17 protein-coding genes and 1 tRNA gene are annotated in these 15403 nt (G+C 42.9%); 10 read left to right on the forward strand and 8 right to left on the reverse strand.

The genetic code is table 11. The features are described 5' to 3' along the window. Positions 1-76 precede the first annotated feature (76 nt). A tRNA-Leu gene (locus tag MNR06_RS05315) sits at positions 77-162 on the forward strand. A 298-nt stretch (positions 163-460) separates the two neighbouring features. Further along, entirely contained in the window at positions 461-823 is a 363-nt protein-coding gene (locus tag MNR06_RS05320; RefSeq protein WP_243539652.1) for a hypothetical protein, read from the forward strand. A gap of 53 nt (positions 824-876) precedes the next feature. Here MNR06_RS05320 and MNR06_RS05325 read toward each other — a convergent pair whose 3' ends face one another. Together MNR06_RS05325 and MNR06_RS05330 are read right to left on the reverse strand one after the other, a co-directional pair. Beyond that, the gene (locus MNR06_RS05325; protein ID WP_243539654.1) at positions 877-2130 is read right to left on the reverse strand and encodes a hemoblobin-interacting domain-containing protein; all 1254 of its coding nucleotides are present in this window, start codon (positions 2128-2130) and stop codon (positions 877-879) included. A gap of 38 nt (positions 2131-2168) precedes the next feature. After that, the gene (locus tag MNR06_RS05330; protein ID WP_243539663.1) at positions 2169-4001 is read right to left on the reverse strand and encodes an NHL repeat-containing protein; all 1833 of its coding nucleotides are present in this window, start codon (positions 3999-4001) and stop codon (positions 2169-2171) included. A gap of 274 nt (positions 4002-4275) precedes the next feature. On the opposite strand from MNR06_RS05330, the gene MNR06_RS05335 reads away from it, so the two are divergent. Then, positions 4276-5064, forward strand: a complete 789-nt coding sequence (locus tag MNR06_RS05335) for an extensin family protein (protein WP_243539665.1) — start codon at positions 4276-4278, stop codon at positions 5062-5064. Between the two features lie 2 nt (positions 5065-5066). Then, on the forward strand, positions 5067-5507 hold the full coding sequence (locus MNR06_RS05340; RefSeq protein ID WP_243539667.1) for a hypothetical protein: 441 nt from the start codon (positions 5067-5069) through the stop codon (positions 5505-5507). Positions 5508-5579: 72 nt separating this feature from the next. Here MNR06_RS05340 and MNR06_RS05345 read toward each other — a convergent pair whose 3' ends face one another. After that, positions 5580-6071 (reverse strand): hypothetical protein, encoded by a 492-nt coding sequence (locus MNR06_RS05345; protein WP_243539669.1) that lies wholly within the window; start codon positions 6069-6071, stop codon positions 5580-5582. 394 nt (positions 6072-6465) lie between these two features. Here MNR06_RS05345 and MNR06_RS05350 point away from each other — a divergent pair, with 394 nt between their 5' ends. Continuing rightward, positions 6466-6687, forward strand: a complete 222-nt coding sequence (locus tag MNR06_RS05350; protein ID WP_243539671.1) for a hypothetical protein — start codon at positions 6466-6468, stop codon at positions 6685-6687. Positions 6688-6745: 58 nt separating this feature from the next. On the opposite strand, the gene MNR06_RS05355 is transcribed toward MNR06_RS05350, so the two are convergent. Further along, entirely contained in the window at positions 6746-7219 is a 474-nt protein-coding gene (locus MNR06_RS05355) for a host attachment protein (protein ID WP_243539673.1), read from the reverse strand. A gap of 153 nt (positions 7220-7372) precedes the next feature. On the opposite strand from MNR06_RS05355, the gene MNR06_RS05360 reads away from it, so the two are divergent. Further along, on the forward strand, positions 7373-8518 hold the full coding sequence (locus MNR06_RS05360) for a baeRF3 domain-containing protein (protein ID WP_243539674.1): 1146 nt from the start codon (positions 7373-7375) through the stop codon (positions 8516-8518). On the opposite strand, the gene MNR06_RS05365 is transcribed toward MNR06_RS05360, so the two are convergent. After that, the gene (locus tag MNR06_RS05365; protein ID WP_243539683.1) at positions 8512-10329 is read right to left on the reverse strand and encodes a monovalent cation:proton antiporter-2 (CPA2) family protein; all 1818 of its coding nucleotides are present in this window, start codon (positions 10327-10329) and stop codon (positions 8512-8514) included. The genes MNR06_RS05360 and MNR06_RS05365 overlap by 7 nt on opposite strands. Further along, complete coding sequence (locus MNR06_RS05370; RefSeq protein ID WP_243539686.1) at positions 10326-10865, reverse strand: NAD(P)H-dependent oxidoreductase; 540 nt, start codon at positions 10863-10865, stop codon at positions 10326-10328. The genes MNR06_RS05365 and MNR06_RS05370 overlap by 4 nt, the downstream gene beginning before the upstream one ends. Positions 10866-11050: 185 nt before the next feature. On the opposite strand from MNR06_RS05370, the gene MNR06_RS05375 reads away from it, so the two are divergent. Both MNR06_RS05375 and MNR06_RS05380 read left to right on the forward strand, forming a co-directional pair. Next, positions 11051-11329 carry a DUF883 family protein gene (locus MNR06_RS05375; protein ID WP_243539688.1) on the forward strand — a complete coding sequence of 93 codons (279 nt, stop codon included), beginning with the start codon at positions 11051-11053 and terminating at the stop codon, positions 11327-11329. 90 nt (positions 11330-11419) lie between these two features. Beyond that, complete coding sequence (locus tag MNR06_RS05380; RefSeq protein WP_243539690.1) at positions 11420-12013, forward strand: hypothetical protein; 594 nt, start codon at positions 11420-11422, stop codon at positions 12011-12013. On the opposite strand, the gene MNR06_RS05385 is transcribed toward MNR06_RS05380, so the two are convergent. After that, the gene (locus tag MNR06_RS05385) at positions 12007-12957 is read right to left on the reverse strand and encodes a sigma-54 interaction domain-containing protein (RefSeq protein ID WP_243539692.1); all 951 of its coding nucleotides are present in this window, start codon (positions 12955-12957) and stop codon (positions 12007-12009) included. The genes MNR06_RS05380 and MNR06_RS05385 overlap by 7 nt on opposite strands. Next, complete coding sequence (locus MNR06_RS05390) at positions 12958-13710, reverse strand: type 1 glutamine amidotransferase domain-containing protein (protein ID WP_243539694.1); 753 nt, start codon at positions 13708-13710, stop codon at positions 12958-12960. 111 nt (positions 13711-13821) lie between these two features. Here MNR06_RS05390 and MNR06_RS05395 point away from each other — a divergent pair, with 111 nt between their 5' ends. Then, positions 13822-14571, forward strand: coding sequence for a class I SAM-dependent methyltransferase (locus MNR06_RS05395; protein WP_243539696.1), 750 nt, complete (start codon positions 13822-13824; stop codon positions 14569-14571). Between the two features lie 197 nt (positions 14572-14768). Beyond that, positions 14769-15389, forward strand: coding sequence for a murein L,D-transpeptidase catalytic domain family protein (locus MNR06_RS05400; protein ID WP_243539698.1), 621 nt, complete (start codon positions 14769-14771; stop codon positions 15387-15389). Positions 15390-15403: the final 14 nt, after the last annotated feature.

The raw sequence follows: 15403 nt of genomic DNA on the forward strand, positions 1-15403 counted from the left end.
ATTTCTTGGGCATAATTAACTTTTTTAAAAAAAGACCTTGAGTATTAGCCACAATTTCTTTAAAAAAGTTCCTCACGCGGGTGTGGTGTAATGGTAGCCACGAGAGACTCAAAATCTCTTGGATTCACGTCCGTGGGGGTTCAAGTCCCTCCACCCGCACCAAATAAAAAACCGCCCTTCTGGCGGTTTTTTTATTTTGCCTGTCTGCACTTCGGCTTTGCCGAAGTGGGTTCTGAAGTTTCCCGCCTTGTTCGTTAGCTTTTGTTTTGTCGTTTTCTGCCGCCGGCAGAAAACTCCCCAGTTTTTTTTGGCTTATTTTACTACCGAATCGGTTCTGCGATGCGATACCGATGCGGTAGTAATATTTTGTTTTTAATTTGTTGGTATCTCTTAACTTAAGCCTAACTTGAGTGGGATTGATTTGTTCACTTATAAGAAGCCTCTTTGAAAGGAACTTCTTATGAAAACGGTATTGGTTGCTTCTATTTTATCTATTGGTGTTTCCGCTTCTGCTGCGAATGTTTTTGTTCATCCTAATGTTTACCTCGCTTCAGGACCTGCTACTGCGAACTACTTTTCTAACTTGGGTGTTTTGCAGACTGAATTTTCTAAAGTGTCTTCTGCTGAATTAGGTAAACTTACCTTTAATGGCGCTTCGGTGAAGGACGATGGTTCTGTGGTTTATACCTTCCATCGTTTTGAATCTGAAAGTGCTAAGGAAGTCTGCTGGTCTTCTTTGACTTTCACTCGTTCTGGGTCAGAACAAGCGCCGGTTGTTAGCGATGTTCAGGCGGAGTTGAGTTGCACTTCGAATCAAGACTAAGTGTTTTATTTTTTGAAGCAATGAAGGCACTGATTTTTTCGGTGCCAACTTCTTTAATTGAGATAACTTATGTCGACAATGTATTTACCTGCAGCCTTTAGTAAATCAGAGTCGATAGTAATCTTGCCTACTGAAAAGTTATAATCGGCTGGTGACAAGGTCTTACCATTTAGTGTGATGCTAACTATTTCTTTCGCTGACTTATCGATTAAAAACGAGTTTGCCACTTCTTGGCTTAAATCTGATGTTAGCCTTGAGAAATAGGCCGACCAGTCAGTTGCGCAGATATCAAAAGCCAATCCTGCGGTTTCTTTTACCAGGCTTAGGTATGCAGTTCCCTTTTGTACTCCACAGGTGCTTGATCCTGAAATGATCCCGTAGGTTTTGAAACCACTGTCCGTGGGAAAAGCCATTAGCATTCTTTGAGTGAATGTCGCTGCAGTGATAAAGGTTTTATTTTCGTTCACCGCTGTTCCTGTAGAGTCATCATCACTTACAAAAACGAAAACCTTTTCAGATCCTGGTCTCAAAAATGATTTTAATGAACCGAAGACCTCTTGATACTTCCCGCCTGCAAAACTAGAACAAAAAGCATCGTTTGTTTGAATACCGCACATTGCTACTGCGGCAAGTAGTAACGGCTCTGAGCTTTGAACGTTATGGGAAACTTGCACTGCATTTTTTAATTCGGCAGAGAAGGAGATACCTGTTCCACTTGTTCCGTATCTTGTGATTAGCGCGATTCTTAAATCACTTTTCTTCGCAAGATCCTTAGCAAAAGGCCCAAAGTTCTTACGCAAAATTTCAGCACTGGCTGCCATTCCACCAGAATTATCTACGACCCAAACCATATCTACAGATCTGGAAGTGATCTCAACGTTGAAACTATCGGTCTTCTTAATAGGCGCTGGTGCATTTGTAGTTGCGCCTGAATCTTTAGAACTTAAACCATCTTTGTTTGTCTTATCAGAATCGGAAGATTTCGAATCATTAGATACAACTAAATTTCCCTGCGAAGTACTGCCTTCGGGCGTTTCTTTAACCGAATTCGGATCAGACAAAGATGAAGATGCAACTGTGCTATCAACCGCACCGGGACTGGTTGAGGAACTCATTGACGTACTGACCGCTGATGATGACGAAGCTGCTGGTAAGTTTGAGGCGTTGCTTTGCGCAGGCTGTTCTGCTGTAAGCGATGCGGGCGTGAGAACCTCCGTCGCATCCTCTTCAGGATTCGACGGAGCGCAGTTTTGAAAGAATAAAGATAAACAAAGAGCTAGCACAACAAAGGCAATGTGTGTTTTCATATTTTCCTATACGTTCAAGAAAGCCTTTTAACTAAAAACTATTCAGCCTGAATACTTCCATCTGTCGTACTAAATTTTTTAACAACACTATTCCCAGAATCAGCCACAAAGAGGTCATCATGTTGATCTATGGTCATGCCGAACGGCATACTTAAGCTTCCCGAAGTGTATGTTGTGACGAAAGTTCCATTGGCTTCGAAAACATATACCTTATTTCCAAGAGCTGCAGAAACGTAAATGCGTCCTTTTGAATCCGTCGCTACACCAAGAGACATGCCAATAGCACCTGAAGTTGCTAGGTCAAAATTTGTGGATGCTAACGTTCCGTCAGCATTAAAACGTTTAGGTGTCGTGGTCGTTCCACCAACGATATCTATCACTATAACAGTTCCATCTTTTTGTGCCGAAACCGCAGCAGGGACGTCGTAATTACCTGTACCGAATGCAGCCGCCACTTCGGTTGACAACGGTATTTTATACACAGATGCACCATCTGCGACATACAGGGTTGTTTTATCTTTATCGATAGATAGTCCCATAGGTTGCGCACCGGGACCCGCGAAAGTAATCGTGCCTTGCGCAGTTCCATCGAAACTATATTTATAAATTAACCCCGATGTCGTAGGATCCACTGCATAAAGTACCGAGTCAGAAGCCGCTAAGCCATAAATCATCCGACCTGCTGCAAAGGACTCTTGCCATTCACCTTTAGCATTATATCTGTGAATTCCATTTCCAGAACCCACATAAAAGGTTCCGTTCGCAAGTCGAACAACTGAAGCTGCACCTGTCATTCTTTGCTTATGATTTCCGGCATATGTGCCATCACTATTATAAATAGCAACTTCATCTCGGAAGCCTACGTAATACTTATTATTATACTTTGAGACATACATAAGGTTGCCGTTGAAAACTGGATAATCTGCGTCGTTTCGGTCGCTCCCGTCTTTTGCCCATAAAAAGGTACCCGCTGAGCTGAATGCGACAACGAAGCCTTCATTACCCATGTACTCTGTTAACACAAAACTTCCATCTGTATTTCTAATAATGCTTCCAGGAATACCTTGAATGTTAACTGGAATCCCGCTGGTGTTATCAATATAATCAATTTGTTTTGGCCAGGTAATTTTACTTACAAAATCACCGTTTGAATCAAACTTTTGCAAACGTGTCGTGTAGTCATCAACAACGTAAACTGCGCCATCCGATTCTACGTAGTAGACAGGATTTCCTTGAATAAAACCATCAGCTGCGCCATGGCCCAAACCTATCGTATCTTGTAAGACCCCAGCTGCGTTGTATTTTCTAATTTCACTAAAAATTGCGACATAAACTGTACCATCACTCGTAACGAAAGGTGACGAAGGGCGTCCGACCACATAAGTGTTAGAGTCATTAGGATCAGCATCTGAAGGATTTCCATCTTCGTCACCATAGGTTACAAGGTTTCCTATCACTGTACCATCTAGTTCGAATTTCTTAAGGTATCTAGTAAAGTTAGGAAGAACTGAATCTGTACAGGTGATATAAAGTTTATTATTAGAATCAACAGCGATACCAGTCACCTCACCGACTGCAGGAGTAAAGCGATGTAAAACCGCTCCCAAACTGTCAGTAACAACAATTTCATTAGTGAAGGTTTTGAAAACAAATTTACCGTCGGCAGTCGACTTTAAAAACATTTTATGTTCAGTAGTAAAACCAAAAGCGCCTAAAGGAAAGGAACCTTTGACCTTAGCAGCACCCGTACCCGGGTCAGTAGCAGGTGTCTTCGATGAATCGTCAGACCAGCCAAAAAGTGCGGCGTTGAATGAGCATGCTGTCTGTGTGAGTAGTAGGATCGCGAGTAGTGACTTATAAAGTGTTCCCATAAAAAACCTTCCTGGTACAAACTATCGGGATTTTAATAATTCCCTACAGGACCATTTACCTTCCTTATCAAAACTTCTTAATTGAGAAACAATTTGCGTGTTTCACTTTGAGATTTTTTGCTGTCGAATCGAAGTGATTCTTGTAAAAAGTTAGCCTTTTCTCGCGAAACATCTCTTTGTAAACAAGAAATCTTTGCCAACAATGGTCTTAATTAAGTCTAGAACTGGGCGAACGGTCTTTTATGTTACACACGAGTCACCTAACACTCGAGGGATGACAAAATACAAAAGACAAAAACCTTTTTTATTCGTTGGAAACCTTAACCTTAAACATGTGGCTGGACTTCTTAGTCTAGCTTTCTTAGTAAGCTGTGCCGGCGCTGATGACGGAGAATGGGCCTCAGGAGAGCCCGATTCAACAGAAGCAATAACTGAAACTCCACAGGACACAAGCCCTTCTGAAGAGGATGCAGCGGCTGCAATCATTGCGCCTGACCATACCCTGCACTTTTCATTCTTTGAAAAAACCGTGAAGTTAGCCCATGGTCCTGGGAAGACCTGGAATGGCTGCGATCCGTTGGCTATGGTTCGCGGAGGCTATAATAGTACGAAGTGTGGTAACGGAACTGTTCACCCGAACTATGCGGAACATTTAAATAAGTACTTTTTTGGCTGCGTAGAAAAAAGCGCCAGAGTCGCTGGATACGCCCAACCAGAAAGAGTCTTCATCTCTCACTATGGGACTTACGCCAACCGCAACGCTAGAAATTCTTCAAAGTTAAGCATGCATGCCTATGCCCGTGCGATTGATATCAAAGATTTTATTCTTTATGATCGCGACAAAAAAACGACGAAAGTCAGCACGAACGTAAAAGACTTTAAAGGCACCACTGCGAAGTTCTACAATGCTTTTAGGCAATGTTGGAAGGACACTCTGCCCTCGAAGTGCCGTCCAGGGCAAAGAGAGTATAGTGGTTCTATAGGTATTCCAGGATCAGCGATGGGCGGTAACAGCCTTCACAATGATCACATCCATCTTTCATTTCCACTGTGTGCGGGGTAATTATGAAAAATAAAAATATCTTTTTAGCAGGAATCTTATTAGCAGTTTCATCTCAAGCTTTCGCGGCGACGGACGTTGTTGGTGAAAAAACCATTCAACTTAAAGATAACAAGGGCGAGGCCATTGTTATTTCTCGCGAAAATGAAGAAGGTATGGGACGTCCCTACACTATTGAATTGCGTGTGAATTGCACCGGATCGAAAACCAAGTGGGAAACACTTCCTGTGGTTGAGTCTGAATCAGTGTGCGACGTGAAACCTCGTTCAGCAAGATTGACTGGCGACGGTAAAAGCGTTGCGATCATGATTCGTGAAACGGATTCAGATGAATACAACCGTTTATCTAAGACTATGGATCCAGCAGCACTGGGTGAAATGAAACCTATCTGTAAAAAGGCCGCTAAAGAGCTTCGCTTTTCTTTAGAAGGTCATTGCAAAAAATAATCAACTAACTAGAAAAACAAAAAGCCCCACCTTTTTAAGGATGGGGCTTTTTGTTTTAAGAAACTATTAAAACTATTCTTCGAAAGATTCGCCGTTATCCCAATCGCGCTCTGCTTCAGTCAAAGTCACGTTCACATAGGAATTTCCAACGATTTTGCCTACGGTGCACTCTGCTAGAACTTCATCAAGGTTTGCGTTTTCATCTTCCAAGGCATCGTAATCAACTTCACAAGCACCTGTATCCCAAGCTTTTGCTGAATAAACGATTTTATAAGCTACTAACGACTTCCCAGAATAAACAGCCTCTACCAGGTCTAAAACCACAGGCTCATTGCTAGAAATATAATCGCCTTCAAGAATAGTATCGCCCCAAATCCATGATTCTTTTTCAGCCAAAGCAGATAATTGAGTCCACTGTTTAGCTGAGAAAGAAGTCTGAGGAACTTCAACAAGAGAATACTTACCAGGGTTTTTGGAAATATCAGCAACGACATCATTTAAAGAGTTTGCGTTAGCCGCTAAAGAAGTCAGGATAAGAGCACATGCCAGAACTACGTTTTTCATAATGATTCCTTGTTAGTTGTATGAACGAGCTTTTAGCGCATTTGGCCCATAAAGCAAAACTTAAGACAGTTAATTTGATATGCATAAAATGAATACTGGAGATTTTTCCTGGTTGTCGCCAAACACGGGACTGCCAAAGCCCTCGCCCACGGATGTATCCCCGCAAAACTCAAGCTCCCATTTTTACAAGGCCCTTAATAAGGTTTATTTTGAACTCTCTGGAAGGAGCCAAAATGCCCGAAGAAAAAGATAAAAACCAGAAGGATATCCCAAAACCAGTAAAGCACTTTTTAGGGGGAAGTCTGGGATTATTTATCCTAGGAATAATTTTAGCCGTTCTAGGGTACTTCACTTTTGTTGTGAACAAATAGTCGCCCACGAAGCAAGGAGGCGTATGGGATTTCTAAGAGCTATTCTTTTAATTTCTGCTGGCGTTGGCATCGGCGTTATCGCTGCAGCCACGTCTAAAAAAACCATGACTAAAGAACGACGCGGCCGCGTTGAAAATTTCGATGAAGCTTCTGACTTAATCGAAGAAAGTTCTATGGAATCGTTCCCGGCAAGCGATCCACCCAGTTGGACTCCGTCTTCAAAAGACCCTTCTAAATATCACTAAAAAGAAAAGCCACCTTATTAGAAGGTGGCTTTCTCCTCTTAAGGCCATAATTCCATATTTATGGAAAAGGCTGTTGAGGACGCTCAGCTGGCATAGATGGAACTTCGGGATAAAGTCGGCTACGCAAATCATCGACGCTGACTAAATTTAAATCCTTAGCAATTTCTTGCGATATTAACGCTTTGACTTCTCTTCCAAGAAGGTTGCGCAAGCGTCCTAAAAATTGAGGTTCCGCGATTAAAATCAAATCATCAAAGTTTTTTTGTAAAAGGCATTCATCTAAAAAGTCCGAAACCTTAATTGCAAATTCTTGCGCCACGCGATCCGTTGGCCCCTCTTTTTTTTCTTGTCTTGAGCCATGGGACATCAAGGTTGCGAACACTCCCCATTTATCAGCATTGATATCTTGCGCTCTTAAGCGCCCACGGGGATTATCTAGTTTTGTCACAAACTCGATGCCATCACCTCGCTTGTTTGTGCATGCAAATACCTTCGCTTGAGTTCTATTAACGACAACAATCCAGGTTTTCATGTAAGCCTCTCTTCGCGTCGGGTTAATATTACTTCTTTATGATATCGAGGCTTCCTAACTGCTCGCAACATGACCCCTCACACTAGACTGTTAAATGACTTTTTGAGTTCACCAAAGCATCGAGAGATGATTATTTTTTCCTATGAGGTATGTATGCTCGAAAAAATGACTCACGAGGATCTATTACGACTCACCTCTGTCCAGGACGGCCCTTGCATCTCTATTTATATTCCCTCTATGCCTGCTAAAACCTTAGAGCTAGAGTATGAGGCCTTGGTCCGTCGTGCGAGCTACCTTCTAAGTTGCGACCCGCGCAAAGACCAGCAGCGCGAAGAGATGCGTAAAACTTTGTTAGAGACTCTTTATAATTTTGATCCCACTGAACTTCTGGGGGGACGTGAACAAGGACTTGCACTATTTGTGAATAAGCATTGGCGCAGTTACTTTTTAGCAGGGCATGAACTTCCATCTAAAGTGGTGGTTGCAGAATCCTTTCACTTAAAACCGCTTATCGAAGACATTCAGGGCGAACACATTTACCATATTCTAACTTTGACCGGGGAAGAAGCTGTCCTGCTTGCCTGTGACGGCGATACTGGAAATGATGTGCACACTTTCCTATTTCATCAAGGATCCCATAGCAGCAGCATCCACTGGAAACATGGTGATGACAGCGAAACTGCGCAAATTCCTCATTTAAAATCGACCCTGCGTGGACGTGGGGCTGACGATAATAAATTTAAAAAGAAAACCAGTGTGAAGCTTTTCTTGCGTTGGATCGAAGCTAAAATCAGTAAAGAGCCTGGGTATAAAACCCATCCGCTATTGATTTTTACTAACGAAACGATGTTTCATGCTTATAAGGAAATCTCTTCTCACCCTGCTCCCGTACTTTGTAAGATAGATCCTAGCAAGGGAGTGCCGCGCACAGATGCATTGATCCATCAGGCCAACGATCATATTAAAAAGAACATTGCCCAGCACAAACATCATTCTGCCCAAGAAATTGATGAAATGGCTCGCCAGCGTCGAGTTATTGATGATTTAGTAAAGATCTCGCGAGCTGCCTTAAGTGGCCAGGTGCGAACTCTGTTTTTACGAAATAATATAGAGTTATGGGGGCAGTTCCATCGTCAAAGTGCGCAGTTCACGCTGCATCCAAAACAAATGGATGCTAAGGATGATGACATCTTAGATGACATCGCCTGTGAAGTGATCCGCCATGGAGGCGAAGTCATTGTCGTTAATGATAAGGACATGCCTTCAGCTTCACCTGCTGCAGCCATTTTAAATCAGTAGTGTTCAAAGTCCCAGGCTTCCTCAGAACGCTCTAGGTATTCGTTTTCTTTTTGAAGCATCTGCTCCAAATCGGCGCGGGCCTGTTTTGCACGGGATATCGTTTCATCCTGATTTCCCCTGGTTGAAAACAGATCTTCGACCATTTTAATATTGTGATCGCGGAAAATATTTGCTGCAACCACACTTTGATACGCAGGCCACCCCAATTTACGCAAAACCTGAGAGCCCATGCGCAAAGAAGACTCAAATGTTTCACGCTCAATCACATCAACTTTTAATTCCATCAAAGAATGCATGTGGGCTAAGTTTCTAGCTCTAGCGAAAATCTGCAAATGAGGAAAGGCTCTTCTGGCTTCTTCGACTAAGCGCAAGCTGTCTTCGACATTATCAATGGCAACAATAAGGATGCTGGCCTTCTCAGCTCCGGCAGCGATCAGTAAATCAATACGGGTCGCATCGCCGTAATAAACTTTAAATCCAAATTTACGCAGCATTTCGATCTGACCAGGCTCATGATCAAGAACTGTAGCTGAAACACCATTGGCATAAAGCAGGCGACCTATGATTTGGCCAAATCGACCAAACCCTGCGATGATCACAGAGTGCTCTTCTGATTCAATCTTGTCAGGGACTTGTTTTGGTTTGCGATCCATGAACGGCAAAACCAACTTGTCATAAAGAAGCATCACAATGGGTGTCATTAACAAAGATAAAGCCACAACCCCCACCAAAAACTCGGAAGTGCTTGGCTCTAAAATACGTAAAGCGAGCGCTGTACCTACAAGGACAAAGGCAAACTCCCCTACTTGAGATAATAACAGGGCAAAAAATAGTATCTGGTTTCGCGGAATCTTAAATAGAAATCCAAGTCCCACGTGTAAAAGTGATTTTAAAATATAAACTAAGACAGCTGCGCCAACAAATAATCCAGGCTCATTTAATACACGCGTGATATTCACGGACGTTCCCACCGAAATGAAAAATAAACCCATCAGCAAACCCTTAAACGGCTCGATATCGGCTTCTAAAGCATGGCGATATTCACTGTCTGCCAAAAGGACGCCGGCGATAAAGGCTCCTAGAGCCATCGAAACTCCCAGTTCGTGCATCACGTAGGACATACCGATGACTAAGAATAACGCAAAGGCCGTGAAAATATCTCGTAAGTGTTGGGTGGCGATCCATCTTAACACCGGTCTTAATAAGAATCTTCCGCCGACAACTAATGCTGATAAAATCAAAACGATCTTAGAAAACTCTAAAAAATTATTTTTTGAAGACGTGTCCACCGACGTTTTTGCAAGCAATGGCAACAGCGCGATCATCACGATCACAGCAATGTCTTGGAATAATAAAATAGAAAACGCAGAACGCCCGCCACTCGTGTTCATCTGCCCGCGTTCCGCTAAGATTTGTAAGCCCATTGCGGTTGATGACAGTACAAACGACATTCCGACGATGATCGCAGCACCAATATTGCTGCCAAAATAAAGACTTGCAACAAAGGCTAACAGCAAACCGCCCAATAAAACTTGCATTCCACCTAAAGCAAAGATGCTGGTACGCAGATCCCATAGTTTACGCGGTTCAAGCTCTAAACCGATGATGAACATCAGAAAGACCACACCAAACTCTGAAAGGTGCATTAGGTCTTCGACCCGGGTGATAATCTTTAAACCAAAGGGTCCTAAAATTAATCCGGCTAAAAGATAACCAAGCACAGAACCAAACCCCAAGCGCTTACAAATAGGCACGCAGACTAAGGCCGTTAACAATATGACTGTGCCGGTGAATAAATAACTTTCGTTCATGGATAAACCTCTCCCAGGGATTCAGAAGTATAATCAATCAGTGTCTGCTTGATCTTTTCAGCATGACGAAGAATCTCTTCGTTGCCTGCGCGTCCTGTTCCTTCAAGCACCATGGGCTCTAACCAATCCATTCCACACAATGAAATGGTTCGTTGATAGGGCGTGAAATACAAATCTAAACCAGGAACTCCGCCGGGATCACCGATGCCACCCGTTGTGACTGATAACAAAAAGTCTTTGCCCTGAAGCTTAGATCCATTGGGCCCGTAGGCAAAGCCTCTGCGCAAAACTTCGTCGCACCATTGTTTCATCAACGCCGGCATGCTGAACCAGTAAAGGGGATGTTGCCACACAATCAAATCGTGTTCTAAAAGCAGGCGCTGTTCTTGCTCTATGTTTATGTGAAAGTACGGGTATTCTTCATAAAGGTCGTGGATATAAATATTTTCCAGCCCCTTAAGTTGGTCCATGATGACTCTATGTACTCGAGATTTTTTGGATAATGGATGGGCAAAGATAACTAACACTTTTTTCATCACTTGATCCTAGATGACTGTGTCACCGAGGTCAAATGGGGCAATCTTCCCAACGTGTATGGGCAATTTGACCTGTGCCCATTTCTTTTTTCAAGCAAGTGAGTGATGGCGTTGGCACCATTTATGCTTCTATATCATTCAGAAACTTAATTGCTTCCCAACAAAATACAAAAAGGAGTGGAAACATGGAACCAACACCCAATGATTTCAAGCGCGACCTTGGCAACATCAAAGACAATCTAAAATCAGGCGCAGAAAATGTGCGAAAAAACGTAAAACAAGGGATTGAAGAAACGAACTGGAGAGAGAAATATGAAGATCTCCAAGAACAAATTCAATCACGCGCTAGCGATGCGGTTGATGCTTCTGAAGACTTTATTAAAGAGCATCCTTTTTATACAGTCTTAGGTGCTGCAGCAGTGGGATTGGTTGCAGGATTGTTGATTCGTGGTGGCAGAGATTAATGCAGATCTGCGTGCGCAGGCTGCGGTCGTTTAACAATCAGGAGGTCTTGTAACAAAGATCTCCTTTTCATCTTTGAGGAGTACCGGAACATGCATTGGTTAGGAATGATTGCGAAGTTTCTTTTTTCACGTATGAGCAGCAGTAACCGCCCCCATAAATCCTTAAAAGATTCAGCTGTTGAAGTCTTTGAGGAAATAAGCAAAAAAAGCCGAAAAATTGTCACGCTTTCTATTATGGCGATTGGCGGTGTATTGCTTTTCGTTGCTGGCTTTTTCATCGCGCTACTGAATCTAACCATGCAATATGACCGTGTCGGTTATGTGAGCTTCACAGCGACCCTAGGTGCTGGCGTGGGCTTAATGGTTGTTGCTGCAGCTATGTTTGCGTGGATTTTCTTAGGCGCGTGGCCTGGCGCTTCGGACACAAGAAAGGCTGTGAAAAAAGCGAAAAAAGAAGTCAAAGATTTTAAAGACAGAGCTGCTGAAACACCGAATACCTTGGAAGGCGCTATATCTTTGCTAGTACTTGATTACGTCAAAGAACGCCAAGAAAAACGCGATATGTATGCTGCCGCTCGCGCTTCCAGAGTTTCAACGCTGTCTGCTGAAGAGCGCATGAATATTCATGAAGAACCAGGCATTGAAAGAGAGCCGCACCGCAACTCTCCTGATTCAATTCACTGAACCCGGCACTGAATTTTGCGATAAAGGGTCTTGCGATCAATTCCAAGATCCTTTGCCGTTTTTTCGCGGGCACCGTTATTAACCTGCAAAGCGTATTCGATATAGTGATTACAAACTTCTTCTAAAGATAGCAGTCGCCCTTCTTTTTGACAGATTCTTTCAAAAATTGATTCCATATTCACAAATCTTCGTTGGCCACCATCTAAGTCATTGACCGAGATAACATCACTCATCGACAGAACCACAGACCGTTCAATGGTATTTTCTAACTCTCGCACATTTCCTAACCATGAATGAGAAAGCAAATAAGCCGGAACATCATCCGCAAATCTTTTTTCGCTCGCATGATGCTTCAATGAATATTTTTTTAAAAAATAATGAGCTAACGGCATGATGTCTTCGGTACGCTCCCTTAATGGCGGGATCGCGATCGGAACCACATTGAGTCTAAAATATAAGTCTTCCCTAAATTTTTTGTGCTGCACATCTTCGCTTAAATCATTGTGGGTCGCAGCCAAAATGCGAATGTTAAGTGGGCGATAATGATTTTCCCCCACACGCTTCACTTTTTTTTCCTGAAGCACTCTTAAAAGTTTTGCCTGCAGATGTAAATCTAGGTCGCCGATTTCATCCAAAAACAAAGTGCCACCGTTGGCTTCTTCAAAAAGCCCAGCTTTTGCGACCGCGGCACCGGTAAAGGCACCCCTAGCAAAACCGAAAAGCTCTGATTCAAGCAACTGATCAGGGATTGCAGAACAATTGATTGGGACAAAAACATCTTTGCTGCGCGGGCTTAAATCATGAATGTAGCGGGCAACGATTTCTTTTCCTGTGCCGCTTTCACCGGTAATTAACACATTGGCTGAACTAGCGGCCACTCGTTTTGCCACATTCAATACATCTTTAAAGCGTCCATTGTGCGCGATAATTTGCGATGAATCCATCTACAGACCTCGATGTTCTTGGCTAGAGCTTTTCCAATCACACCAATTTTGTTCAGGCAGACTGCGGCCTTCTTCTTGAAACTGTAACACTTCAACCAGCGCCTGCCCTAATGCTTGCGCGGAAGCTGGATTTTGCCCGGTGATCAACCGGCCACTTTTTACGACGTGACAAGTGAATTTAGGCGCTGACGTATGGTGGGCACCCCGTTCTTTTAGTTTTGTTTCTAATAGAAACGGAACTATTCGTTCCATTCCTACGGTTTCTTCTTCTTCATCTGTGAATGACGAAACCTCATGCCCGCTGACGAGGTAATCACCGTCTTTAAGCTTGATGTTCACTAGTCCGGCAGGACCATGACAAACAGCTGCGACAATGCCGTTGGCTTCATAAATATCTTTTGTGATTTTTTGAAGGTCTCTATTTTCTGGGAAATCAAACATAGTCCCGTGGCCACCAGCAAAAAATATAGCGGAATAATCTTGTGCTTTAACTTGCGCGGGCTTTAAAGTTTTTTCGATTTTTTCTAAAAACTCTTCATCATTCATCCAGGTGGCGTTAATGGGATCATCCATTTTCACCCCGTCTAAGGGAACTTTTCCCCCTTGGGGACTGACCATATCGATAGAATATCCGGCTTTGGTAAGTTCTTCATAAGGATGGGTGATTTCAGAAAGATAGGCGCCGGTTTTATGACCGGAAGTTCCTAAGGTATTGGTACTGGTCAGGACAAAAAGCACCTTACGACTGGGCATAATTTCCCCTTTTGGTGTATAGGCACTTTCAGAATGGACTAATCAAACCGTGAACTCAAATTTTTGAAACTTCATTTGCAAATCAACATCAGGGCTGACTAGACTTTCTTCATGAGCAAAGAATTTAAAGATCTCTTTTCTGAGAAATCAAATGACTATAAAAACTTTCGCCCAACATATCCTGCACAGCTTTTTGATTATTTGGCAGGTTTGGTTCACGAACATGCATTAGCCATTGATATCGGCACTGGTAACGGACAAGCCGCGATGGAATTAACAAAACATTTTAACAAAGTGTTGGCCACGGATCCTAGCGCTCAGCAAATTGCTGAAGCTTCTTCGCACAACAAAATTAAATTTGAAGTAGGAACTGCTGAACAAATAAATGCTGCTGATAACAGTGCTGACTTAATCACCGTCGCCCAAGCCTTTCACTGGTTTAAGCACGATCTTTTTTTTAAAGAAGTGCAAAGAGTTTTAAAACCCGAAGGCATTTTAGCTATCTGGGTTTATGGTTTATGTTCAATCACTGCCGAAATTGATAAACCTGTATTAAGACTTTACGAAGAAACCTTGGGCGCCTACTGGGAACCAGAACGCCGCTTGCTTGAAGAAAATTTTAAGAATATCAAATTTCCCTTTGATGAAATTTCATCGCAAAGTTTTTTGATGGAAAAAAACTGGAGCCTTGATTATTTTCTTGGTTACCTTTCTACCTGGTCGGCTTTGAAACATTATCAAAAATCAACGAGCCACAATCCCTTAACAAAGCTTCGCGAAGAACTAAAAAAATATTGGCCCGAAAAGGAAGTTCTTAAGATCCAGTGGCAGATCCATCCCCGCCTTTTCCGCCAGCGATAAAGCTTCGGCAGCCATTTAAAAAATCCAAAAAAGTAATTCGATATGAGACGTTCTGCATACGGAACACAGTTCCTCGCATTACATTTTACGGAACAGGTCCTCTTAAAGGTCTAGAATCAAATCAACCTTCATAAAGTCAGCATTTAGAAAACCGATCTGAAAACTACCACCGCCAACAATTTGACAAGGGAGTTTTCATGACAATAAAGCTATTGTCAGCCATCGCTAGTTTATTCTTCATCGCCCCTGCATTCGCTCAGAACCAAGCGCCGCCGGTGGATCTTACTAAGTACGACTACGTAGATCCAAAAAGAGAAATTCCAACGCAAGCTTTGACCAAAGCTTTGACCTACTATGATGTGTATTACAATCGTATTGCCAATAAGAACTATCTTACGGTGATCGACTTTACTAAGACGTCAGATCAAAAGCGCATGTTCATTGTGGATATGAAAACAGGCTTAGTGACGCGTTACTTGGTTGCGCACGGCAAAGGCTCAGATCCAAAACACAGTGGGATGGCGAAAAAATTTTCTAATATCGAAGGTTCGCAAATGTCCTCTTATGGTATGTACGTGACTGGCCCGGAATACAGTGGTAAACACGGTCGCTCTATGCGCTTAGTGGGATTAGAAAAATCCAATGATCAAGCGATGAGTCGCGCGATCGTTGTGCATGGAGCCTGGTATGTAGACCCTCAGTATAAGCCCCTGGGTCGCAGTCAGGGCTGCCCCGCGGTGGAACAGAAATACATCAACACCGTCGTTAGCCAGCTTAAGGGCGGCAGCGTTTATTATATTTGGGCTGGGCAACAATAGGCCACTGGAATCAA

The sequence above is a fragment of the Bdellovibrio reynosensis genome (assembly GCF_022814725.1).
Classification (GTDB): Bacteria; Bdellovibrionota; Bdellovibrionia; order Bdellovibrionales; family Bdellovibrionaceae; genus Bdellovibrio; species Bdellovibrio reynosensis.